The following is a 23,549-nucleotide window of genomic DNA, read 5'->3' as shown; positions in this document are numbered from 1 at the left end:
ATGATTAATGAAATGAAAGAGATGTGTTTAAAAATATTAGCTGAAATATCTATAAGAGAGTTGAAAGAAGCATATAAAAAAGATATATTAAAAGCTTTAAAGGAAAATGATGAAAGTTTTATCCCAAATAATCGTATTATAGAAGCACTATCAAAAACATTAGAAGAAATTAAAAAAGAAGGTGCTCAAAGTGAATAGTGGAAGAATAATATTAAATGGTAGAACTATTGTTGATGTACAGAATGTAAAAGCATATGTAATTCCTGATGAACGATTTTTAAGTGAAATAAAAAAAGGATATGGACACTTTCACATTGGTATACATGATGATTGTAAAAGGGTAGAACGAATTTTAGGTGATGAAGAATTTGAAATTATAGTTAGGAATAATGTAGGTATAACTACTTTAGTTAAAGTAGGAATAAAAGAAATTAATGGAAGTTGTTTCGAAATAGAATTCGAAGATTTTAAAACAAAAGAAATTAAGCAAATAATTTAGATAATATGTTAATGAAGCAATGCAGATGTGGAAAAATAATACCACTGGGAATAAAATATTGTGATAAGTGTAAACAAATATCTGAAAGGAATAAGAGCGAAAGAAATAAATTTTATGATGAAAACTTAAGAAAAAATAAAAATACATACGGCTCTAAAAGATGGAAGCAATTAAGCATATTATGTAGTAATAAATTTAATGGCATGGACATTTACAAACTTTACAAATATGGTATTATTAAACAAGGAGAATTAAGTCATCACGTAATAGAAATAAATGAAGATGAAAGTAAAATCTACGATATAGATAATTTAATTTGGTTGACAGATGGAAGTCATAAGGAAATACATAAAGAGTATAGAAAAGGTGGTCAAGCAAAAATTAATATGCAAGATTACTTATTTAAAATAATTGAAAGATATATTGAGGATTATGAAATTTAATTTTACATAAACATATTTGTAAAGGGTGGTTGTGAATATGGGCTTAAATTTTAGAAAGAGTATAAGGATAGGAAAAAATACAAGAATAAACTTAAGCAGAAAAGGTGGCATAGGTATTTCTACAGGCATTAAAGGCTCTAGGGTTAGCATGAATAAACAAGGCACTCGAAAGACTATAGGTGCTAAAGGAGTTTATTATACTGAACAAAAAAGTTGGAAAAATAAAGATAAAAATAGAATAGATATAGAAGAACAAATAAGACAAAGGGAAGCAATAGATAACAGTACTTTCTTAACATTGTGTGATTGTAATAATCAATACTGGAATGCTAAGAGAGATAAGTGGCTAAGTGATTATGGATTAGAAGGATATTCATTAACTAGGAAAGAAAAGAAAAGGGGAAGAATAGGTATATGGTTGGCATTACTATTGATCGTAGGCTTCCCAATTGCTATGATATTTCCGATTGCTGGGTTGGTAGTCGTGCCACTGCTCCTATTGTTTGTGTATAAGGGCATAAAACAATTAGTGCATTGGAAGAAGAACACCGTTAACTGGGTGCTAGAAGATGCTAGAGATAAGGGAATGATTAAAGATAGTAGTATTAATATAGTAAAGTAATGATAAGAGAGTGGTTGAGTGCTACTCTCTTTTGTTATGCGCATAAATTAGGAGGTGCGAGTATGTGGTGGATAGTAGTTATAACTGTGGGATTATCAATAGCATCCTGTGTTATAAATCTTATTAGTTCTAAAGAGAATGCTGGTTATAGATTTTGGGTGCTATTGATGTTGGTACTATATTGTATCGTTATGTGGTTTGCGTGCATGCATAAGTATTGCTAAAAATTTTAAGTGGGGGGAGTAGTTAATAATTATTAGCGATTAGCTTGTGACCGAAGCCCCTGTGTTCTCTCGCAAAAACTCCCTTTATGAGATAAATTTGAATTATCAATAGAAAGTGAGGTGGTGAAGATAGGAAGACCTAGGCAACCGGTAGATTTAATTATCGCAAATGGCAAAAAACATTTAACAAAATTAGAGATTGAAAATAGAAAATCAACGGAAGTTAAGGCGAAAAATGACAACATTGAGCCACCTTCACGCCTAACTAAAAAACAGAAAGACAGATTTAATTATTGGGCTGCTGAACTTTTAAGTGCACAAGTATTAACTAATTTAGATGTAGAAAGTTTAGCAAGATATGTTGCCTTAGAGGAACAGTATAATAAAATAACCAAGAAGATTAATAAGTTAGATGTATTAGATCCAGATTATGACGAAGTGCTAATAAAACAAACTAAGGTATATACAATGCTTAGCAAAAGTTCTAATGAATTATGCTTAAATATTTTAAGTCGTAGTAAAGTTGTAGTTCCTAAAAAAGAAGATAATTCAAAGAAAAATAAATTTGAAAAATTCGGTGTAGGTAATGGATAGAGTTACCCAGTATTGTTATGATGTTTTAGATAATAAAATAATTGCTGGAGAATCCATAAAACTAGCATGTTGCAGACATTTAGAAGATTTAGAAAAAAGTAAATTAGCACCATATAGATATAAATTTGATATTGATAAAGCACACCATATTATTGATTTTGCGGAAACTTTAACCCTTATAGAAGGAAGTGAAGGAGCAAAAAGCTTAGTTTTATATTCATTTCAATGTTTTATATTAGGCTCTTTGATGGGGTGGGTTGACAAAGAAACTGGATATAGGAGATTTAGACAAAGCTACATACAGATGGGTCGGCAAAATGGTAAATCTCTATTAAGTGGTGTTTTAACTACATATCATGGTAATTTTATTAACTATAACTATGGATTAATATTATTAGGTGCAACAAAGTCAGATCAAGCCAAAATAGTTTATAAAGAAGCTGTAAAATTCATAGATAGTGATGAAGATTTAAAAGAATTATTTGAAGTAAAAGAATATAAAAGTGAAATAGAATGTAATTTAACAAATAATCTTATACGTGCAGTTGGTAGAGATACCAAAAGTCTAGATGGATTTAGGGCAATATATGGTTCTGTAGATGAATTTCATGCACATAAAGATAATCAAATGTATTCATTGATTAAAGATGGACAAAAGAAATTAAAAGAAGCATTATTAAATGTAATAACAACAGCTGGTTTTAATTTAGAAGGACCTTGTCACAAGCTTTATAGGTATTGTAAAGAAGTGTTGGAAGGAAAAGAAAAAAACGAAACACAATTTATATTCATAGCTGAATTAGATAAGGATGATGATCTAGAAGATAGCTATAATTATTTTAAAGCTAACCCAACATTACAATATGATGAATTTGCACAAGAAACTATTAAAACAGACTATGCACAAGCTAAAAAAATGGGTGGTACAGATTGGAATAACTTTCTTACTAAACAACTTGATATGTGGGTTGCTTTTACTGAAACAAAATATATGAACATGGATAGCTGGTATAAATGTGCTACAAATAAAACCTTAGAGGATTTTAGAAGCCAAGAATGTAATATTGGTATGGACTTATCCAGTGGTGGAGATTTAACAAGCATATGTTTTGAGTTTGTTTGGTTTGAAGATGATGAAAGAAAATATTTTGTGCATCAACATTCCTTTATGCCAGTGAATAGAGTTAAAGAGCATGAACAAACAGATAATGCACCGTATAAACTTTGGATAAAGAAGGGGTTATTAACTGTAACTCATGCTGGTGGTGGAGTAAAAACAGATTATAAAGAGGTAATTAAATATATAAAAGAACAGATTAGATTATATGACTTAAAAATAAAGTGCATATATTATGACCAAGCCAATGCAAGTGCCTTTCTTGCTGACTTAGAAAGTGAGGGTTGGGATACATTGGATGTTTACCAAAATAGTAAATCTTTAAATGATAGTGTTATGGACATAAAATATAGCGTTGAAGCTGGTAATGTAGAATATAATAAAAAAGATGAATTATTAACGTGGGCTATAAATAATTGCGAATTAACAAAACCATACCAAGGGAAAGTAATGCTTGATAAGAATAGTAGATTTAAAAGAATAGACCCTATAGCTTGTTGGGTAGATAGTCATAAGTTTACAATGAGGGTTGAAGATGGATGTTATAATCCGATTGATGCACTTTTAAAGGCAAGTGAGGACTGGTAGGAGGTAAAAATAAGATATGAAAGAAAAATTAAATAAATTGCTTGAAAAAACCATTTTTAATGAATTATTCGTTATAGATGTGTTTTTTTTTATTGGCATAATCATTGTAACGATAACTAACTTTATAATAAACTTGTTCTTTGGTTTGTATTTTTTAGGAACGTTATTTATAATTTACAGCTTATTTTTATTTCATTGTAGAAAGTGAGGTGATTTAGAATTATTTTCAATAAACTCGAAAAGAGAGAGGGTGCAAATGAAGGTTTAAATAAATACACCTGGACATCTTTAAGCGAAAATGGTTATGAAATAGATACAAAAGATTTAAAAGAAATAACTTATTTCACTTGTTTAAAAATTATATCTGAAAGTATTGCAAAATGTCCCATAGTAGTTAAAAGGGAAACCGAAAAAGGCGAAGTAATTGCTAAAGAACATAAATTATTTGAGTTACTTAAATTACGTCCTAATGAAAATATGACCGCCATAGATTGTATAAAATCTTTTGTAGCAAGAGCAAAACATGAGGGTATATCAGCTTTATACATAAATAGAGACAAAGATTCTAATGTAGTTGGATTATACCCTGTTGAGATAACTAACATAATTATAGATAATGCTGGTCTATTAAGAAGTAATAAAAAAAATAAAATATTATATGAATTCAAGTTAGATACTCAAATAGGTACATGTTTTGAAGATGATTTAATAATACTCAAGGATTTAACATTAGATGGGATATATACTAAAGCAGTTAGAAAGACATTAAGGCAAAACTTAGATACTTCTATAAAGAGCCAAACTTATCTGAATACCTTATTTGGTGCCGGATTAACTAATAAATTAGTAGTACAAATGACAAGTGATATAAAAGAAGATTCTGCCATAAAAAAGCTACAGGATAGATTTGATAGATTATATAGAAGCAATGGAAGAACTTTTTTAGTTCCAGCTGGATACAATGTACAGGCTTTAAACTTATCTTTAGCAGATGCACAATATCATCAACTAAGACTTTTGAGTAAGGAGGAAATAGCAGGAGCCTTTGGTGTTCCGTTAACTAAGTTAGGATTTGTAAAAGAAAATGCTAAGAGTGAAGAGCAGGATAATTTAAAATTTCTTACAGATACTTTATTAGTCATATTTGAAGCTATAGAACAGGAGATGGATTATAAATTATTATCTGAAACAGAAAGGAAACAAGGTTATAAGATAAGATTTAATATTAATGTTTTATTAAGAACAGATAGTCAAACACAAGCAAATATAATAAATGCTTATGTAAGAAATGGGGTTTATGATTTAGATATGGCAAAAGGTATATTAGGCTTAGAAAAATTAGGCGGAGAACCTATCATTACTCTACCTTCTGGACAGGTATTGTTAAAAGACTTATTAAATGGGAATACAAGTTATCAAAAGGGCTATAAAACACCTAAAAGTATTGAGAAGGAAAATAAAAAAGATACCTTAGAAGAAGTCAAAGGCGGTGATGAAAATGGATAAAAGAGAATTTAGAAATATAGAACAATATGAAATAAGAGAAGTAACGGAAGATCAAAATGTTGTTATAGAAGGTTATATTGCAAAGTTTGATAGTGTCACAGAACTTTGGGAAGGGTATTACGAGAAAATAGATAGAGGGGCTTTTGACGATACATTGAAAGATGGTCATAACATATTTTTGTTATATCATCATGATTGGACAAAGCCTTTAGCTTCAACTAAAACTGGAACTTTAGAGTTAAATGCTGATAACTTAGGATTGAGATTTAAAGCAACTGTAAATAATAAACTTAGCTATGCAAGAGACACTATTGAATTAGTAAGACAAGGCTTAATACAAGGTTGCAGTTTTGGGTTTTGCTCTATAAAAGAAGATTTTGATTTTGATACTGAAAAGAATATAATGACAAGAACTTTATTAAAAGTAGAATTGTACGAGGGTTCTGTTTTATGTATACCACAATATGATGATACAACCGTATTTACAAGAGCAAAAGAATTAGCAACAGAAGAAAGAAAAAAGATAGAAAAAGAAAATGAATTAAAAGAATTAAATATTGATCTACAACTATTAGAGATAGAAAATTCTATACTTTGATAGTTATTTTTATGCAAAAAAATAAAAGGTAAGGTGAATTATGAAAACAATAGAATTAAGACAGGAAATAGCAACAAAAACAGAGGATTTAAAAACAAAGCTTGAAGCTAGAGATTTAGAAGGTGCTAAAGTAGTAAAAGAAGAGATAAGAAAATCTAAAGGATTACTAGCTATAGCGGAAGAACAGGAGCGAGAAGAAAAAAGGGATTTGGAAAACCAAAGAAACGAAAAAGGGTCTATAAATCAAATAGGGAAAACAAATGAAATGAGGGCATTGATAAAAAAAGTAATGGGTGAAGAAATGACAACAGAAGAAAGAGCAATAGTAAAAACTACAGACAATGCTCCAGTTATACCTAAACAATTTTTAAATAGATTAATAGAATTACAAAAAGGATTTGGTTCTTTAAAACAATATACAGATATTATACCAGTTACAAAAAATGAAGGAACATTTCCACTTGTAGATTTAGATCAAAACGAATTAAAGGATATTGCAGAAGGAGAAGACATAGTTGATGGAACACTAGTTACAAGAGACCAAAATTATAAGTGTTCTAAAGTAGGACTTAAACAAGTATTAACAAGTGAATTAGTGGAAGATGCAGAAGTGGAAATCGAAAGTTTATGTACTAAAAACTTTGTAAATATAACAGTAGCAAAAGAAAATGCAAAGATATTAAAAATTATAAAAGAAAATGCTACAGTTGTTGAATCAACTAAAAAGGACTATACAGAGATAAATAACTTAATAGATAGTTCGTTACCTTCTGTTAAAAATGGATTATCTACCATAACAAATGTTACAGGCTTTTGTTACTTAAAGAATCTAACAGATAAGAACGGAAGACCTTTAAATTTAGTAACAATGATAGGTGATAAGTATTACTTTAATGGAAAGGAATTAATAACTGTAGATGATGCTTTATTATCACCATTAACAGAAGGAAATAAAATATTTTATGTAGCTAATATAAAAGAAGCAATTAAATTTATGGATAGAAAGGCATCTACCATAGAGAGATGGAGAAAGCCAGACAATGACACATATAATATATCTATCTTAGAAAGATTTGACGTAGTTAAAGGATCAGTAAGAAGTATAAAGAGCATTGAATTTTAATAATTATTTTAAATTGATGTTACTTTATTTAATGAAAAGTAGGTGGTCAATTTGACTTTAGAAGAAGCAAAAGAGTATTTGCATATAGATTATGAAGAACCGTTACTCCCAAGCATAATAGAAGAAGCTGAAATATATATTGATTTTATGGTTGGAGAAGGCTATAAAACAGATGAAAAAGCTGTAAAACTAGCTGGGATCCTACAGAAAAAATTAATTAATGATATGTATGAAAATAGAAGTGCAGAAGTACCTGAGGGTACTAAACAAGACAAGATTGTTACAAGTATTTTAGATAAATTATCTTTATTTTAAGAGTGTCAAAAATGGCACTCTTAATTTAATTAAAAGAAAGAAGGGTTAATGTTATGAAGATTAATAGATATAAAAATTATGGCAAATAGGAGTTTAACTAATGATTTAAATAACAGGGCTGAATTGTGGGGTATGGGAGATGGTAAAGATGATTGGGGAGAAATTGGAAGAGAACCAGTAAGGTTAAAAGGTTTGATTTATTGCAATATAGTGCCATCTGGATACAGCAATAAGGAAAATCCGGTAACTTCTAAATATGAACATACACATAAGTTTAAAGTAAGATACTTAAGTATTAAAAATCCAAGTAGAGATATGTTTTTCATACATGATAAATTAAAGTATGAGTTTGAAGCATGGGACAAGGATTTTAAACATAGGGAATATTACAATATATTTACTAAATTGATAATAGAATAGGGGGGTAAATATATGACGGATGGATTTAACTTTAAAGAGTTAGATGAATTTAATGATAGAATGTTAGATTTTGTGAATGACTATAAAACAAAAGAAACTCAAAAAATTGTTAAAAAGGGTGCTAATAAACTTAAAAGTAAAGAAAGAACTATGTATAAAGCTATGGGGGCGGGATTAGAGCATACAGACACAAAAGAAAGTGCTAAAATAATAAACAATTTTAAGAGTGGTAAGCCTTACAAAAAGGGTGAAAACTGGAGTTGTAGGGCATTCAATAGTGCATCACATGCTCATTTAATAAACAATGGTTTTGTACATAAGCCACATCTTAAGAAAAAAGGTAAAAAGAAAAGTGGATATAAGGGTGAAGGAGAAAAGTATATACCAGGATATCACTTTATAGAAAAAGCAGCTGAACAATTTGAAGACGAATACGGTGAGATGGTAGAACACTTTTTAAGTGATATGTTAAAGGAAGAAGGGCTTTTATGATTACATTAAAAGATATTAATATAGCATTAACTAAGAAGGTAACAGATGGTTTAAAAGATACTGAATATAAGGACGTTGTATTTACTTCTACAGATATAACTGAGAAGATACAACGCCCTTGTTTTTATATTGATCTAGGTGTAACTAATAGTACTAAACAAAAGTTTGGTATGAAGGAAAGAGAACTTCAAATATATCTATATTATTTTTGTAAAGATACTAAAGCTAAAAAGAAAGACTTGTTAATTATGCAAGACTATTTAGACAATATTCTACTAGGTGACTTTTGGGTAACAGAAACATTTCTTTATGGAATAGAGAATATAGAACATGAATTAAGGCATGCAGATGGATATTTAATTACACAATTTACTTTGTTTAGTAATGAGGAAATTGAAATTGTGGACAATTATAAAACTATGGAAAATTTAGAATTAGAAATTAATATTAAAAATTAGAAAGGTAAGATGATGGTTATATGGGAACATTAAAACAACCAAGTATGGAATTTACGTTTACGCAAAAGGCAAAAACCTTTAAGCAAAGAAGTACAGGAAATATAATAATGTTTGTTACAGAATCAGAAATAGAGAAGGAGACAATTTTAGAATTAGAAGAAAAGGATGATGCAACAAAATTAAATAATATCTTTAAACAGTCTTTGCAATTAGTTGAGGACTGTTTTTCTTTTGAGATATCTCCTAATTTGGTTACAGTTTATGTCATGAAGGAAGAACCAAAGGATATGGTAACAATTCTAAATGATGTAAAGGCTACTAGAGAAAGAGGTATTTTAATATACCCTCAAGGTAGTGAACCTACTCAAAAGGCACTAGTAGATTGGACAAAGTTACAGGCTAAAACTAATAAACCATTTAAATGTGTAGTTGTAGGGGATGGAGCAGACATAGAGGAAGTTATACAATTAGATAAAACACAAGAAATTGACTTTTTAGATGGGACAAGAACAGATAAAGAGTTTAAAAATTATATACCTTCTATAGCTTCTGTTATTGCAGGAAGTGGAGCAACTAGAGGCATGAATTATGTAGCCCTTACAAATTTAAAGAGGGTAAAAGAACCAGTTGATGTAGATGAGAGCATAAACACAGGACATTTAGTATTAATAAATGATGAGGGAACTGTAAGGATAGCACTAGGAATAAATAGTAAAGTAACCTTAAAAGAAGGAGAAGGGGACGATCTTAAGTTCTTAGAGACTACAGAGACAATACACTTAATGAAAAGGGACGTATCAAATGTATTTAAAAATGATTATATAGCGAAAGGAAAGAAGAACTCTCCAGACATGCAACAATTATTCATTACAGATGTAAATAATTATTTTAGAAAACTAGAAGAAGAAAATATTTTAGATGGTAATTATACTAATTTTGCAGATATAAACGTGGGAAGACAAAGGGAAAAGTTAATTGCAAAAGGATTTGAAGAAGCTAAAAAGTGGGATGATGCAAAAGTGAAGAACAATGTCGTTGACAAGGATGTCTATGCAAAAGGAACAATAAAAATAGCCCAAAGTGTTATTAATTTAGAATTTAATAACACTTTAGTATAAATGATAAGAGTGTCTTAATAGGCACTTTTTTTAATTCAAAAAATAGGAAGGGTAGGTGACTAATTAATGGCTAATAAGCAAAACTTAACAAATAAAATTTTAAGAGGTAACAACGGAAAGGTATGGATAAATGGTGAGGAACTAGGGAACATATCCACAATGAATGCAAAGGCAACACCAAAATTTGAAAATGTGTCCTTCGTAGGTGATCCAGCTACATATCAAAGTTACACTTCTTGGGAAGGTAAAGGTTCATTAAAGTTAAAGAAAGTAAAATCTGTAGGTTTGAAATATATAGGTGAGTCTTTAAAGACAGGGATATTCCCGGAGATAGTACTAGAATCTAAAACAACTGACCCTGTAAGTGGACAAAGTGAAAGGGTTGTATTAAATGGTGTTTTATTTACAGAACTTACATTAGTAGATTTAGAAGCACAAAAGATGATTGAAGAAGATTTAGCGTTTACATTCTCAGACTATGAAGTAAAAGAAACAATAGGTTAATTTTGAAAGGTAAGGTGATTTACATGGCAAAGAAAGAATTAGTAAAAGCAACATTAGAAAGTTTTATGGCTAAAGCAATAGAGAGAAAACAAACTGAAGTTAAATTTAAAGATATAGAAGTACCATCTTTAGAGATGCTTGTTACATTTAATAAACCAAGTGAAGAATTAAGTTTAGAAGTAATAAATGAATTATCTCAGCATGATGGGGATTTTGAAGCATTGGCAGGAGTATTTGCAGATTTGATATATAAATGTTGTCCAATGTTAAAAGATATTTATACAAAACAAGGAAGCGATAAAAAATATTCTACTCCTACTGAGGTTGTAGTGGATTTACTTACTTTAAGTGACAGACTAGCTGTAGGAAATGAACTGTTAGAAATGACAGGATTAGGCGGTAAGGATGTAAAAAAAAAGTTAAAGAAATAATAAAAGAAGATGGTTGGTTATCTATTATGGCATGGCTTATAAGTCGAGGGCATAGTTTAGATAGCCTTTTGAACGCTACAGCAACAGAAAAAATATTTTATGAACGTTCTTATGAGATGTTTATAGAATTTGAAGAATCGAAGTTAAAGGCTATGGCTGGAGATAGTAGCGAAAAGGATAATCCAACAATGGGTGAAATGTTTGGAGGTAAATAGATAGGTAAGGGGGTGAAGATATGGGAAAAACCATAGGCGTTGCCTTAACGCTTAAAGATATGTTTAGCCCTACACTTACAAAAGCTATTGAGAACTCAAAGAAGTTTGGTGAACAGGCAAAGAAAGCAACTGATGTATTCCATAAAAGTAAATGGGATACAGAAACTAGACGGGCATTTGATAAGGTAGCAAAAGGAGCTGAAAGCTTTAATAATAAATTTAATGGTGTAGCTAAAAATGTTTTGAAATATGGAAGTATGATAGGCGGAGCCATAACAGGATTAAGTTTAAAAGCTGGATTTGAAGAAGCTTTTAATATGGAAGGTTACCGGACACAGTTAGAGACGGCTACAAAAGATACGCAGAAAGCAAGTGAATTAATGCAAGAAGCAGTTGCTTTTGCTAATAGTACGCCCTTTCAAACCGGTGAAGTTGTAGAAGCAACTGCAAAGATGGAAATGTATGGGCTTAGTTCTAGGCGGTGGCTAAAAGATGTTGCTGATATGGCTGGTTCTACAAATAAAAGCATAGATCAAGCCACAGAAGCTATGGCTGATATAGCAGTGGGAGAATTTGAACGTATTAAAGAATTCGGTATTAAAAAAGACCAGATACTTCTTGAAAGTAATAAACGTTATGGCGAGGGTGTTGTTATAAATGCTAAAGGTCAGGTTGTTGATCAAGCTAAATTAATGGATACAGTACAAGCCATGATGCAAGAAAAATTTAAAGGTGGCTCTGAAAGATTAGCACAAACAACTAAAGGTTTATGGAGTACAATTCAAGGTATTTCTAAAAATGCTTTTGCTAGTATTTTAGGTGCGCAGTCTGATGGTACTATAAAAGCTGGTTCATTATTAGATAAAATAAAAGAAAAGGCGTTGCAATTAGCTGAAACACTACAAAAATGGCAAAGTGACGGTACTTTAGATAATATAGCTAAAAAATTTACAGATGGATTTACAAAAGCATATGAAACCATAAAAAATGTATTTAACTTTATAAGTGAACATAAAGAAGTAATAATAACAATAACAGAAATAGGTATTGCATGGATAGGAGTTATAAAAATATTTTTAACAACTTTGGCGATAATAGATATTTTCAAAAAAATTGGTTCAGCTATTGCTTTTTTAGGAGCACCTATAGGATTAACTGTATTCATAATAATGGCACTTGTAGCTGTGGGCGTGGTACTATGGAGAAATTGGGATAAAATAAAAGAAAAAGCTGGAGAATTAGGCGAATGGATAAGTAATAAATTTGAATATATAAAAAACTCAATTGTGAATGCGTGGAAGTATTGCATAGATAAAACCCTCAACTTCTTTAAATGGATAGGTAATAGTATATCTGAATTTTTCACTTGGGCTATTAATGGAGTTGTAGAGTTCTTTAAGTGGATAGGAAATGGAATTGCAAACTTTTTTAAATGGGTAGTAGAGTTAATACCAAAACTTATAAACGCAATTATAAATTGGTTTAAAGAATTACCTAATAAAATTGCTTACGTACTAGGATTTATTGTAGGTAAGTTTATTAAGTGGGGCGCTGCTTTATCATTGTGGGTTGCAATAGAAGTTCCTAAGATAGTAAATGCCATTATAAAATGGTTTAAAGATTTACCAAGTAATATATGGAATTGGTTAGTGGCAACTTGGAACAAATTTAGAGAATGGGCAATAAATCTAACGATTTGGGCATCCACAGAAATATCCAATTTTATAGAATTTCTAATAAGCTGGTTTGCTCAACTTCCGGGAAGAATTTGGGGTTGGTTAGTAGAAACATGGAATAAGTTTATAGAATGGGGGGCTAATCTTTTAGAATGGGCTGGAACAGCAATGGGAGAGCTTATAGATAGCATTATAGAATGGATATGTCAGTTACCCGGTCGAATCTGGGATTGGTTAGTAGAATGTTGGAACAAATTTATAGATTGGGGTACAAACCTCGGAGAGTGGGCAAGTGGATGGGCACCTTCATTTATTTCAGATTTATTAGGATGGTTTGTAGATTTGCCAGGAAAGTTTTTTGATATAGGAGAAAACATTATAAAAGGTATTTGGGATGGTATAAAAAGTTGTGCTGGATGGCTAAAAGCTAAAGCCGGAGAATTCTTTGATAGTTTTGTACAAGGTATTAAGGATGGATTAGGAATACATTCACCATCTAGGCTATTCGCAGATGAAGTTGGTAAATTTATACCACAAGGTATTGAACTTGGATTTAGAATGGAAATGCCAAGTGCGTTAGCTAACATGAAGTCTCAAGCATTAAGTATGTCACATGAAATTTCAATAGGAACTAAAAACCAGATAGGTAGTTCTAGTAATAAGAATATAAATAAAGAACCTATTATATACGTGAATATTACTATTCAAGGGAACATGATAGGAAATGAAGAATATATGGATCAAACAGGTGATTATTTAATAAATAGAATTAAGACAGATTTATTAAATGTTTAGAGTGGGGTTTTTATCCCACTTTTTAGTTAGGAGGAATGACATTGGCAGATATATATTTTAGTACATTAGATAGGAGCATAGTATTACAATTACCTCAGCTACCTAAAGATTTTCCTAAATTAGATAATTCAGCTAGAAATGAAGAATTTGAAACATTTAACAATGGATTTTATAATTTTCAAGGTAATATATCATTAACAACATTTTCATTAGAAGGATCACTACCAGGTGACTATGGAAAATACCATTGGCAAAGGGGTAATAATCATGCTATAGAATTAAAAAATTTATGGAGAAGTAGTATGTTTTATAAAATCCCACTACGTTGCTTAATGATTAGAGGTGAGACAGGAAACCCTGATGTTGACGAATATTATAACGGTATTATTACTATAGAAAGTTTAAGTTGGCAGTTAAATCAGCAATTGGATTATGTGTATTCTATAACCTGTAAAGAATATAAACCTATAGATACTAACAATTTGGGGGTGTGGTAATTGAGTAAACAACTATGGATTACAGATTTAACAGCGTGGAAGGATTATACACCACTTGCAAATAATCTGAGTTGGTCTCAAGATGCGGACAACCTTGCAATGCAAGTAACTTGGGATAGTATAACAGAAAATTTCAAAGGAAATTTAGTAAGTTTAACAGATAATAAAGAAGAATTTTTTCGAGGTATTATAGTTAAAAAAGCAACTAAAAAAAATACATACAGTTACACAGCAATGGACTACATGTGGTATCTAAATAAATCTAAAGAAGTAATTCAATTTAATAGCATACCAGCAAGTCAAGCAATTGAGCAACTACTTGCTAAAGAAGAAATAAAAACTAATATACCTTGGATTGGGACTAATATAAATCAAGTTTTTAAGGATAAACCAATAAGTGATATTATAAAAGAAATACTAGAACAGGTTTATAACGAGACTGGTATAAATTATCATTTCTATATGGTTAACGAAGTATTTACAATAGCCCAAACATCAACTGCACGTATAGGAGCCAAACTACTTATAAATAGTGATATGACTTTAGATTCTGATATGGAAGAATTAAAAAATAGTGTGGTTGTAGTATCTAACGAAAGTGAAAATGCTAATATAATAGCAAATGTTTGGGATAGTGATAGCATTAATAGGATAGGAAGGTTACAAGAAGTTGTAAATGTAGATGATAAAAACTATTCACAAGCCCAACAAATTGCAGAAAATACACTTAGAAAATTAAATAAGGATAAGAATACATTAAATATAAGCTGTATAGCTTTGGAAGGTGGACAAAATATAAAACCTAATAACTATCTATATTTCTATTTTTATGATAAATTCGGTGGAGAAGGCTGGTACTGGATTAAGAGTGTAAGCCATACTTTAGCTAATAATCAACATAAAATATCATTAAGTTTGGAGTGGTAATATGACATGGAGTACAGAATTTGCACAAGAATTTAAAAATAGAAATAATTTAAGCAAAATAGGAGCAGTTGTAGGAACTGTATTACAAATTAATCCTATAAAAATAGGTATACTTAATAATCAAGTCATTATAAGCGAAGATAATCCTTCTACTTACATATGTAGTGGGCTAATAGAAAAATATGCATATATGGAAATAAAAAAATATACAGTAGGTGCCACAGCAAGTATAAGTACACCTAATGGAGGCGGTTCACTATCTAATATAACCGTAGATAGTAAATCAGATTATGATACAAAAATAAAATATAAAGGCTTAAGTATAGAGGATAAGGTCTTAGTTGTCTGTGGTGAGGATAACAAGACTTTTTTTATTGTAGATAAATTAGTTAAAGGGGTGATCTAATGGGGTTATTTCCAACTGGTGCACCTTTACAGACTCCTATAAATACACAACAAGATATAGAAGTTAAAAAGGTTGGAAGAAGTTTTATGTTTGACTTTAAGACAGGTCAGTTTTTAATGAAGGACGGACAAATAAAAGATACTACAAAAATACAAGCACTAGAACAATGGATAGAACTTTGTTTAAGAACCCATAAAGACAAATTCAATATATATAAAGATAGTGGATTTGGTTGTAATACTGAGGACATGATAAATAAAAAACTAAATGCATTTTATAAAACTGAAATGAGAAGAGAAATAGAGGAAGCTATTTTAAAAAATGAGCAATTTACAAAGATTAATTCTTTAACTTTGGAACAAAAGGGATTTAATTTAATAGTTCACTTAGAAATAGAGTTAAAAAATAAAAGCTTATTAGAAAGAGAGGTAAAAATTAGTGTATGAAAATAAAACACCTAATGTTATTCATAATGAAATGTTAGATAATATTTCAAATGATTATGCCAAAAATATAGGGTATCCTATGTATGATCTAACAAAAAGTTTTGCTATTGAAGCAAGTACATTATATAACGCTATGCAAGAAATGATTAATAAATTAGATGTAGATAAATTAGAAGGTAAAGAGTTAGAAAAGTATATATATCAAAGAAAAGGCTTAAAAAGAAAGATAGCAACAAATGCAAAAGGAATAATCATAGTTAAGGGTAATGGGCAAATAAACAAAGGTGATTTGTTTTCTACTGCAATTGGAATAAGATTTAGAAGTTTAGAAACTAAAAAAATAGTAAATGAAGCTGAAATAAGCATTGAAGCAATACAACCCGGAAGTACTGGGATAGTTGGACAAAATACAATTACACAAATGCCTGTAACTCTACAGGGCATTGTCTCAGTTACAAATATAAATCCAACTTATGATGGTTATGATTCTGAAACCGATGAAAGCCTAAGACAGAGATATTATGAAGCTTTGCAGATACCTGCAACAAGTGCAAATAAATTTCACTACATAAAATGGTCTAAGGAAGTTATAGGGGTTGGAAATGTAAAAGTAATTCCTTTGTGGAATGGGGACAATACTGTAAAAGTAGTTATTATAGATGATAATAATTTACCAGCAAATGAGGAATTAATTAATCGTGTGCAAACTTATATAGACCCTGTAGGCGTTTATAATGAAGATAAAAAAACATGGTCAACTTGGGGTTCTGGAAGTGGTGAAGCACCAATTGGAGCATATACCACAGTAGTATCAGCAACCGCATTACTTATCAATATAAGTGTAGATATTCAAGAAATGAATAATTATAAGAGTGAGGATGTACTAAAAAATATAAAAACTGATATTACCAATTATCTTAAAGAAATAGCATTTAAGCAAGACTTTATTTCTTATGCTAGGGTAGGAGCTATTATATTGAATACGGAAGGTGTACAAGACTATAAGGACTTAAATATAAATGGTGGATCTTCAAATATAACTATAAGTAATGAAGAAGTTGCAACATTAGGAAGTGTTGAGGTAATTTAATGAAAAAAGAACAATTACTAAATAACTTACACAAGCTTTACAGGAAAGACCCTTGGCTTAATGAATTGTTTAAGTCTACTGGATTAACTTTAGATGAAGCGGAAAAAGAAATAGATAGATTATATAAACAATATTGGTTTGATACTGTGGATGAGGATTTTTTGCCATTGTATGAGAAATTGCTAGGAATAAAATCTAACCATAAAAATGATATAGAAGATAGAAGGGCACTTGTGGAAGCTAAGTGGAAAAGTAGTGGTGGAAAATGTGACTTAGATTTAATACAAGCTGTTGCAAATAGCTGGAAAAATGGTTCTGTAAATGTAGAGTTTATAGAAGGTAAAATAAATCTAAAATTTATTGGTGAACATGGAGTACCTAAAGATTTAAAAAGCTTAATAGAAGCCCTAGATGATATCAAACCAGCACATTTAGCACTTATGTATACTTTTGCTTATTTTCTTATAGAAGATATACATAATAAAATGACAATAGAAGAGTTACAAACTCATACAATAGAAGAATTTGCATTTAATACGTTAGTCATAGAATAGGAGGTGTGGTATGAGTAAAGAAACCACTAATTTAAAATTATTTCAGTATGATCCAGTTACAGATAAAAAAATGACATTCAATATAGATACAGGGTTAAACGAAAACTGGGAAAAGATAGATGCAGATAGCAAGAAAAAAGCTGATGATATAAATTCAGTTAAGTCATCCTTGGATGATTTGAAGACAGACGACACAAGATTGACAAAAGCAAAAGATATTACAGGTTCTATAAACGAGCTTTTTACAAATGCCAATAATGGTAAACAAAATTGGGTAGACGTTATTGGTTCTCCGTTAGTATCTACAGATACATTCTCTACCCTAAAGAGTAAAACACAAAGCTTGAAAAACAATTTAGCAAGTAATCTAACTGCTAAAGAACAACCTAGTAATGGAAGTGAGAGTTTACAAAGTTTAGTTAATAAAGTTGGGAATATAAAGATTGGATACACCACAGGTGATGAAGTGTCTTGTGATAATATTGAAATAATACAACCTACTTTGAGGAAATTTAATAATATACAATCAAGTGGTAGTATTTATTCTTCACCTGATTCAGAATATTTTTATATGAAAAATAGTAATACCGTGACTTGTTGTCATAGAGAAGCCACATACTGGTCTAAAAAAATAGATTTTAGAGAAATTTGTGCTTGTTCTCAATCAGGAGATGATTTAATAATAATTTATAATAGTTCAAGTGATGTATCTAATTATAATGTAATTAAATTTGATAAACAAGGTAATCAGTTTAATTTGACATCTAGGAAATCATCACAATACCAATCAATATATTGTAATAATACTGGATATATGTATATATATGATTTGACTGAGAACCAACAAAATTTAGTTAAATATAAAGTTGATGGCACTAAGGTATGGGAAAGAAAATTAGACGAGAATTTTACTGGTTTTATACCTTCAGTATTTAGAGTATCTGAAAGAGCCTATCCGTGGACTATAAGGGACGTTACTGAATATGATAATTGTATATATGTAGCTATGTCTTGTAGGCACTACTATCAAGGATATACAGACTTAGGAATTATATTACAAATAAACTTATCTGGAACTCTTATGTCTTTAATAAATCCTTTTACAGACAATCTTTTGTATGCTGGTACCGCATATTCTGGTGTTAAAATCAGTATAGATAATAAATATATTTACTATGTTTACGAGCCGAATATGGATGTTTCATCACGTTGTATTTTTGTATTAGATAGAGATGGGAATGTAATATGGGGAAATAAATTCATATCTTCTTTAATGTCTAATTTTAAAAAAGTAATTCCTATTAGTAACTCTGATTATATGTACGTTATAGGAGATTTTGGAGTTGCTAAACCTATAGGTAAGATTAAAAAGAATAATTACAAAAACACTTTAGAACCGTTAAATTTAAGCTCTACGAAAATTTACGACGGATTTTTAGACAGTAATAAAAAATTAATAGTTCAGGATAATAACGGGATTTCGGAGTTTACAGACCTCAAATATAAAGTAATTAAATAGGAGATGATAAAGATGATATTTTTAGCACAATTAAAACCAATAAATTCAAAGAATAGCATAGTTGGCTATATACATTACGATCCATTCAATGATGAATATGGTCTAAATGAATCAGTAGATAATTTAAAAAAAGAAGGCATAATAATAGATAGTATACCAAAACCTTCGCTAATAAAAAATAAAGTTCCTGAATTACATGTAAATCCTGAAACAAACGAAGTATGGTATGAGTATTCAGAAATTCCAAAATCAGATGAGGAATTGACTAAAGATACTATAGACAATCTACAAAAAGATAATGCACTATTATTAAAAGAAAATGCAAAAAAAGATGCTATGATAGAATCTTTAAATAAAGATGTAGCTGATATTTATAAAGTAATTGGAGGTAATAAATAATGATAAATTGGTTTGAAAAAATAGAAAAATATTATAAATTAAAATGTTATGATAATAGAGATGTGGCAGACTTTGTTGACTATAAGAAAATAACGTCTGAACAGTATAAAGAGATAACAGGCGACAATTATGTAACAGAATAGATTTATAAGATGACACAAAATAAAATAATATTAGAGCATTAGATAGAGCCTAAGAGGTTCTTTTTTTATGCTCCTTTTTAAGGAGGACATGATGGAAAATGAGTTATTTAAATATGTAATTACACAGGGCATATTCTGTGCGTTATTTGTATATTTACTTTTATATGTACTTAAAGAAAATAGTACAAGAGAGTGTAATTATCAAAACTTACTTAATAAGCTTACAGAGAAGTTCAATATAGTTGAAGAAGTTAAGAGGGATGTTATAGACATAAAAAATAAATTATAGGAGATGATTTAAGATTGGAAAAACTAAATATAAAAGATAGAGTTGCTAACCTATTAAGAGTTAAAAGCATAATAGCATTACTTTTAACTCTTACTTTTTGTGCATTAACTTTGTGGAATGGAAACATTACAGAAAGTTTTACTAACATTTTGCTAATTGTAATAGGTTTTTATTTTGGTCAAAGTTCTAAAAATATAAGCGTTAAGGGAGAGTAGATAGAATGAAAATAGCAGTAGGAAGATGCCACCAATATACTGGAGAAGATGGAGCATCACAAGGACTAGTTAAAGAAATTGATGTAGCTGAAAAATATTATAAGTTAGTTATAGAAGGACTTAGAAGCCAAGGTCATGAGGTGTTAGATGTTACTCCACCTGAAGCCAATAGATCCCTATCAAATAGTTTAAATTATAGAATAGAAAAAGCTAATAATTGGGGTGCTGATTTATTTGTAAGTTGTCATGTGAATAATGCATATAAGGAATTTAATGGAGCAATGGGTTGCGAGGTCCTTTATCATAGAAATAGTTCTAAAGGTAAAGAATATGCGGAAAAGGTTAATTCAGAACTATTAAATTTAGGCTTTGTAAAACATCAAGGTGCATATGCAGATACACGTGGACTTGCAGAAATGAACAATACTGATATGCCTGCTATAATAATAGAACCTTTCTTTGTAGAAGCTACCGAGGATGTAGCCGTATATAACAGAGTTGGAGACACTGCACTTGCTAACGCTATTATAAAAGGTATAACAGGACAAGAAGTTCAAAAAGGAGAAAGTGTAGGTGTAAATTCTAAAATTGAAGAAGCAAACCAAAATTGTTATGTATTAAGCGAGTATTTACCTACAGGATACTTAGGACATCCTAATACAGACTTTCAGGGGATAGATATAGAATATATAAGACCTTACCTTCTCGGTGTTAGGTGGGAAGTGAGACACAATACTTTTGGTCAATGGATAGTAACAGAATTACTAGATCCTGAAACAGCCAAAAATATAAGAAACAGTTTAGGAAGTTGGTTCTGTGAATTTAGAACAAATAATAAATAAAAACAAAAGAGTAGCCATTGACTACTCTTTTATTACATATACAACAAGATAGGGAACGTTAGGAGAAATATAAAAATTGATACAGACTTAGTTAGGATTATATCCATATTGATAGGTTCTAAACATATAAAAAACTAAAAAACAAAGAAGCAACCTCTTAATTTTAGTGATTGCTTCTTTGTTTTATCGAATAATATAGTAGGTTAATGTTATGATTAATTATATATTAATTTGTATTATTTCTCAAATATATTAAATCTATTTTATGTAATTATCTACAAAAACAGGTTTATTTATACCAAAAGTGTGTAAAATATGTTAAAATTATTAATATATTTATACATAGGAGGGGTTAATTATATGATTAAAAGAATTTTATCTATTTTCCTTGTGGGAATTCTAAGTATTGGACTAGTAGCTTGTGGGGGAGAAAACAAAAAAGAAGAAACTAAAACTGAAAATACTAAACAGGAGACTAAGCAAGAGGAAAAACAAGACGAAAAAAAAGATGATGTTTGGACATACTTTGAGAATTCAAAATGGGAAGATGATTACGAAGGGTTGAAGACAGAAATAGAAAAAGTTGTTGTAACAGATAAAGCTATAGGATCAGATGGAAAAGGAAATACAAGTTCAGCTGTAGGCATTAAAATGAAAGTTACTAATACAACTAAAGAGAAATTCACAACGTATCCCGACCAGGCTGTACTTGTAACATCTACTGGAGAACAAATACAAACTCCTAATCTTTGGGCAAGTGACCACTTGGGTGGCGAAATAGATGAAGGAGTTACGAAAGAAGGAGATATAATTTGGTATCTTAAAAAAGATGGTACTGCAAAAGATATAGAATGGATAAAACTTTCTTGGCGTAGTCATAAAGGTGCAGATGATAAATTTGATTCAAAAGCTAAAGAATATGAAATAAAATTACAATTAGAGAATTAAAAGAAAAATGAATTGTTAGCAAAGATGTAATTACAAAAGCTTAGAAGGTAGTTAAGAATATAAAACTTAACTACCTTCTCTTTATTTTAAATCAATTAATATGTTATAATACAAAAGAAATTTGTACATTGGAGGATAAAACAAAACATGGAGATTAATAAAATTAAAAATAATATAATAGACCTTAAAAATAGAAATAAAGATGGCGAAAAGAAATTCTTCTATATTGCCACTTACGGTTGCCAAATGAATGAAGAAGATTCAGAGAAGCTTGCAGGTATGCTAAAGAATATAGGATATGAAAGTACTTTAATAAGAGACGAAGCATCAGTAATTATATTTAACACTTGTTGTGTTAGAGAAAATGCAGAATTAAAGGTACATGGTAATCTAGGAGCTCTTAAAAAGCTTAAAAGAGAAAACCCTAACCTTATAATTGCAGTTTGTGGATGCATGATGCAACAAAAGGGGGTACCTGAAGAGATTGCTAAAAAGTATCCTCATGTTGATATTATATTTGGAACTCACAATGCGTATAAGTTCCCAGAATACTTAAGTAGAGTTCAACAACAAGGTATTCAGGTTAGAGAAATAATGGACAAAGAAACTGAAATAGTTGAAGGTCTTCCAATAGAAAGAATGAGCAGTACAAAAGGATTTGTTACTATAATGTATGGATGTAACAATTTCTGTACTTACTGTATAGTACCTTATGTTAGAGGAAGAGAAAGAAGCAGAAAACCTGAAGATATTGAAAATGAAATAAAGGACCTTGTAAGTAAAGGATACAAAGAAATAACCTTACTTGGACAAAATGTTAACTCATACGGAAAAGGTCTTGAAAATGAAATAACATTTGCACAGCTTTTAAGAAGAGTAGACAAAATAGAAGGTATTGAAAGAATAAGATTTATGACATCTCATCCAAAAGATATATCTGATGAGGTTATATATGCAATAAGAGATTGTGAAAAACTTTGTGAGCAAATACATTTACCAGTTCAAAGTGGATCTGATAGAATATTAAAAGAAATGAATAGACATTATGGAAGAGATTATTACTTAGATCTTATAAAGAAGATAAGAAAAGAACTTCCTAATGCATCTATTTCTACTGATATAATAATAGGATTCCCTGGAGAAACTGAAGAAGACTTCCAAGATACTTTAAGTCTTGTTAATGAAGTTCAATATGATGTAGCATTTACTTATATTTATTCAAGAAGAAAATACACACCAGCTGACAGAATGGAAAATCAAATTCCTGATGATGTTAAACATGATAGATTTAACAGATTAATTGAGGCTGTTAATAGAGGATGTGCTAAAAATAATAAAGAATATGAAGAAAAAACAGTTGAAGTATTAGTTGAAGGAGTAAGTGCTAAGGATTCTGAAAAGCTTATGGGAAGAACTAGAACGGGTAAGCTTGTTAACTTTTATGGAAACAATGACAGTATCGGAAAACTTGTTAATGTAAAAATAACTAAAGCAAATTCCTTCTCTTTAATAGGAGAACAAATTTAACTTTAAGAT

General features: G+C 29.9%; 33 protein-coding genes. All 33 read left to right on the top strand.

Annotated features, from left to right (window positions below):
- The 33 genes from BM119_RS00495 to miaB all read left to right on the top strand — a co-directional run bounded on the left by BM119_RS00495 (position 1) and on the right by miaB (position 23,540).
- Complete coding sequence (locus tag BM119_RS00495) at positions 1-198, top strand: hypothetical protein (protein ID WP_090037647.1); 198 nt, start codon at positions 1-3, stop codon at positions 196-198.
- On the top strand, positions 191-499 hold the full coding sequence (locus tag BM119_RS00490) for a hypothetical protein (RefSeq protein WP_090037644.1): 309 nt from the start codon (positions 191-193) through the stop codon (positions 497-499). The genes BM119_RS00495 and BM119_RS00490 overlap by 8 nt, the downstream gene beginning before the upstream one ends.
- 11 nt (positions 500-510) lie before the next feature.
- Positions 511-942: a hypothetical protein gene (locus BM119_RS00485; RefSeq protein ID WP_090037641.1), complete on the top strand. Its 432-nt coding sequence runs from the start codon at positions 511-513 to the stop codon at positions 940-942.
- 37 nt (positions 943-979) lie between these two features.
- On the top strand, positions 980-1,564 hold the full coding sequence (locus BM119_RS00480; protein ID WP_090037638.1) for a DUF4236 domain-containing protein: 585 nt from the start codon (positions 980-982) through the stop codon (positions 1,562-1,564).
- Between the two features lie 62 nt (positions 1,565-1,626).
- Positions 1,627-1,788 (top strand): hypothetical protein, encoded by a 162-nt coding sequence (locus tag BM119_RS19695; RefSeq protein ID WP_177199265.1) that lies wholly within the window; start codon positions 1,627-1,629, stop codon positions 1,786-1,788.
- A 123-nt stretch (positions 1,789-1,911) separates the two neighbouring features.
- A complete protein-coding gene (locus BM119_RS00475) occupies positions 1,912-2,382 on the top strand; it encodes a P27 family phage terminase small subunit (RefSeq protein ID WP_177199264.1) in 471 nt (156 codons plus the stop codon).
- Positions 2,375-4,087: a terminase large subunit gene (locus tag BM119_RS00470; protein ID WP_090037631.1), complete on the top strand. Its 1,713-nt coding sequence runs from the start codon at positions 2,375-2,377 to the stop codon at positions 4,085-4,087. Before BM119_RS00475 ends, BM119_RS00470 begins: the two co-directional genes overlap by 8 nt.
- 219 nt (positions 4,088-4,306) lie before the next feature.
- Positions 4,307-5,593, top strand: coding sequence for a phage portal protein (locus tag BM119_RS00460; protein WP_090037624.1), 1,287 nt, complete (start codon positions 4,307-4,309; stop codon positions 5,591-5,593).
- Positions 5,586-6,191 (top strand): HK97 family phage prohead protease, encoded by a 606-nt coding sequence (locus tag BM119_RS00455; RefSeq protein ID WP_090037621.1) that lies wholly within the window; start codon positions 5,586-5,588, stop codon positions 6,189-6,191. The genes BM119_RS00460 and BM119_RS00455 overlap by 8 nt, the downstream gene beginning before the upstream one ends.
- Before the next feature lie 40 nt (positions 6,192-6,231).
- Positions 6,232-7,314: a phage major capsid protein gene (locus BM119_RS00450; RefSeq protein ID WP_090037618.1), complete on the top strand. Its 1,083-nt coding sequence runs from the start codon at positions 6,232-6,234 to the stop codon at positions 7,312-7,314.
- Between the two features lie 42 nt (positions 7,315-7,356).
- Positions 7,357-7,629 carry a head-tail connector protein gene (locus BM119_RS00445; protein WP_341465739.1) on the top strand — a complete coding sequence of 91 codons (273 nt, stop codon included), beginning with the start codon at positions 7,357-7,359 and terminating at the stop codon, positions 7,627-7,629.
- 78 nt (positions 7,630-7,707) lie between these two features.
- Complete coding sequence (locus tag BM119_RS00440; protein ID WP_090037612.1) at positions 7,708-8,049, top strand: phage head completion protein; 342 nt, start codon at positions 7,708-7,710, stop codon at positions 8,047-8,049.
- A gap of 12 nt (positions 8,050-8,061) precedes the next feature.
- A complete protein-coding gene (locus BM119_RS00435; protein ID WP_090037609.1) occupies positions 8,062-8,541 on the top strand; it encodes a hypothetical protein in 480 nt (159 codons plus the stop codon).
- Positions 8,538-8,999, top strand: a complete 462-nt coding sequence (locus BM119_RS00430) for a phage tail terminator family protein (protein WP_090037606.1) — start codon at positions 8,538-8,540, stop codon at positions 8,997-8,999. The genes BM119_RS00435 and BM119_RS00430 overlap by 4 nt, the downstream gene beginning before the upstream one ends.
- Before the next feature lie 20 nt (positions 9,000-9,019).
- On the top strand, positions 9,020-10,117 hold the full coding sequence (locus tag BM119_RS00425; RefSeq protein ID WP_090037603.1) for a phage tail sheath C-terminal domain-containing protein: 1,098 nt from the start codon (positions 9,020-9,022) through the stop codon (positions 10,115-10,117).
- A gap of 66 nt (positions 10,118-10,183) precedes the next feature.
- Positions 10,184-10,621 (top strand): phage tail tube protein, encoded by a 438-nt coding sequence (locus BM119_RS00420; protein WP_090037600.1) that lies wholly within the window; start codon positions 10,184-10,186, stop codon positions 10,619-10,621.
- Between the two features lie 23 nt (positions 10,622-10,644).
- Positions 10,645-11,052 (top strand): hypothetical protein, encoded by a 408-nt coding sequence (locus BM119_RS00415; RefSeq protein ID WP_090037598.1) that lies wholly within the window; start codon positions 10,645-10,647, stop codon positions 11,050-11,052.
- Positions 11,053-11,078: 26 nt separating this feature from the next.
- Positions 11,079-11,267, top strand: coding sequence for a hypothetical protein (locus tag BM119_RS00410; RefSeq protein WP_090037595.1), 189 nt, complete (start codon positions 11,079-11,081; stop codon positions 11,265-11,267).
- A gap of 20 nt (positions 11,268-11,287) precedes the next feature.
- Complete coding sequence (locus BM119_RS00405; RefSeq protein WP_090037592.1) at positions 11,288-13,738, top strand: phage tail protein; 2,451 nt, start codon at positions 11,288-11,290, stop codon at positions 13,736-13,738.
- Between the two features lie 41 nt (positions 13,739-13,779).
- Positions 13,780-14,235 (top strand): hypothetical protein, encoded by a 456-nt coding sequence (locus tag BM119_RS00400; RefSeq protein WP_090037589.1) that lies wholly within the window; start codon positions 13,780-13,782, stop codon positions 14,233-14,235.
- Entirely contained in the window at positions 14,236-15,162 is a 927-nt protein-coding gene (locus tag BM119_RS00395) for an XkdQ/YqbQ family protein (protein ID WP_090037586.1), read from the top strand.
- Between the two features lies 1 nt (position 15,163).
- Positions 15,164-15,568, top strand: a complete 405-nt coding sequence (locus tag BM119_RS00390; protein ID WP_090037582.1) for a DUF2577 family protein — start codon at positions 15,164-15,166, stop codon at positions 15,566-15,568.
- Complete coding sequence (locus tag BM119_RS00385; protein ID WP_090037579.1) at positions 15,568-16,014, top strand: DUF2634 domain-containing protein; 447 nt, start codon at positions 15,568-15,570, stop codon at positions 16,012-16,014. Before BM119_RS00390 ends, BM119_RS00385 begins: the two co-directional genes overlap by 1 nt.
- Positions 16,007-17,104, top strand: a complete 1,098-nt coding sequence (locus tag BM119_RS00380; RefSeq protein ID WP_090037576.1) for a baseplate J/gp47 family protein — start codon at positions 16,007-16,009, stop codon at positions 17,102-17,104. Before BM119_RS00385 ends, BM119_RS00380 begins: the two co-directional genes overlap by 8 nt.
- A complete protein-coding gene (locus BM119_RS00375; RefSeq protein ID WP_090037573.1) occupies positions 17,104-17,658 on the top strand; it encodes a putative phage tail protein in 555 nt (184 codons plus the stop codon). The genes BM119_RS00380 and BM119_RS00375 overlap by 1 nt, the downstream gene beginning before the upstream one ends.
- Positions 17,659-17,668: 10 nt before the next feature.
- Positions 17,669-19,177: a hypothetical protein gene (locus BM119_RS00370; RefSeq protein WP_090037570.1), complete on the top strand. Its 1,509-nt coding sequence runs from the start codon at positions 17,669-17,671 to the stop codon at positions 19,175-19,177.
- A 12-nt stretch (positions 19,178-19,189) separates the two neighbouring features.
- Positions 19,190-19,576: a hypothetical protein gene (locus BM119_RS00365; protein WP_090037567.1), complete on the top strand. Its 387-nt coding sequence runs from the start codon at positions 19,190-19,192 to the stop codon at positions 19,574-19,576.
- A complete protein-coding gene (locus BM119_RS00360) occupies positions 19,576-19,719 on the top strand; it encodes an XkdX family protein (protein WP_242948251.1) in 144 nt (47 codons plus the stop codon). The genes BM119_RS00365 and BM119_RS00360 overlap by 1 nt, the downstream gene beginning before the upstream one ends.
- A 91-nt stretch (positions 19,720-19,810) precedes the next feature.
- Positions 19,811-20,008, top strand: coding sequence for a BhlA/UviB family holin-like peptide (locus BM119_RS00355; protein ID WP_090037564.1), 198 nt, complete (start codon positions 19,811-19,813; stop codon positions 20,006-20,008).
- 14 nt (positions 20,009-20,022) lie between these two features.
- Positions 20,023-20,223, top strand: coding sequence for a hypothetical protein (locus tag BM119_RS00350; RefSeq protein ID WP_090037562.1), 201 nt, complete (start codon positions 20,023-20,025; stop codon positions 20,221-20,223).
- 5 nt (positions 20,224-20,228) lie between these two features.
- The gene (locus BM119_RS00345) at positions 20,229-21,065 is read left to right on the top strand and encodes an N-acetylmuramoyl-L-alanine amidase (protein ID WP_090037559.1); all 837 of its coding nucleotides are present in this window, start codon (positions 20,229-20,231) and stop codon (positions 21,063-21,065) included.
- A gap of 360 nt (positions 21,066-21,425) precedes the next feature.
- On the top strand, positions 21,426-22,013 hold the full coding sequence (locus tag BM119_RS00340) for a hypothetical protein (protein WP_090037556.1): 588 nt from the start codon (positions 21,426-21,428) through the stop codon (positions 22,011-22,013).
- A gap of 147 nt (positions 22,014-22,160) precedes the next feature.
- Positions 22,161-23,540 carry a tRNA (N6-isopentenyl adenosine(37)-C2)-methylthiotransferase MiaB gene (miaB, locus tag BM119_RS00335; RefSeq protein WP_090037553.1) on the top strand — a complete coding sequence of 460 codons (1,380 nt, stop codon included), beginning with the start codon at positions 22,161-22,163 and terminating at the stop codon, positions 23,538-23,540.
- Positions 23,541-23,549: the final 9 nt, after the last annotated feature.

Origin of the sequence: Clostridium frigidicarnis (genome assembly GCF_900111985.1) — a bacterium.
GTDB lineage: Bacteria > Bacillota > Clostridia > Clostridiales > Clostridiaceae > Clostridium_Z > Clostridium_Z frigidicarnis.
The sequence above is the reverse complement of the archived record's forward strand: the minus strand, read 5'-3'. Positions and strand labels throughout refer to the sequence as shown.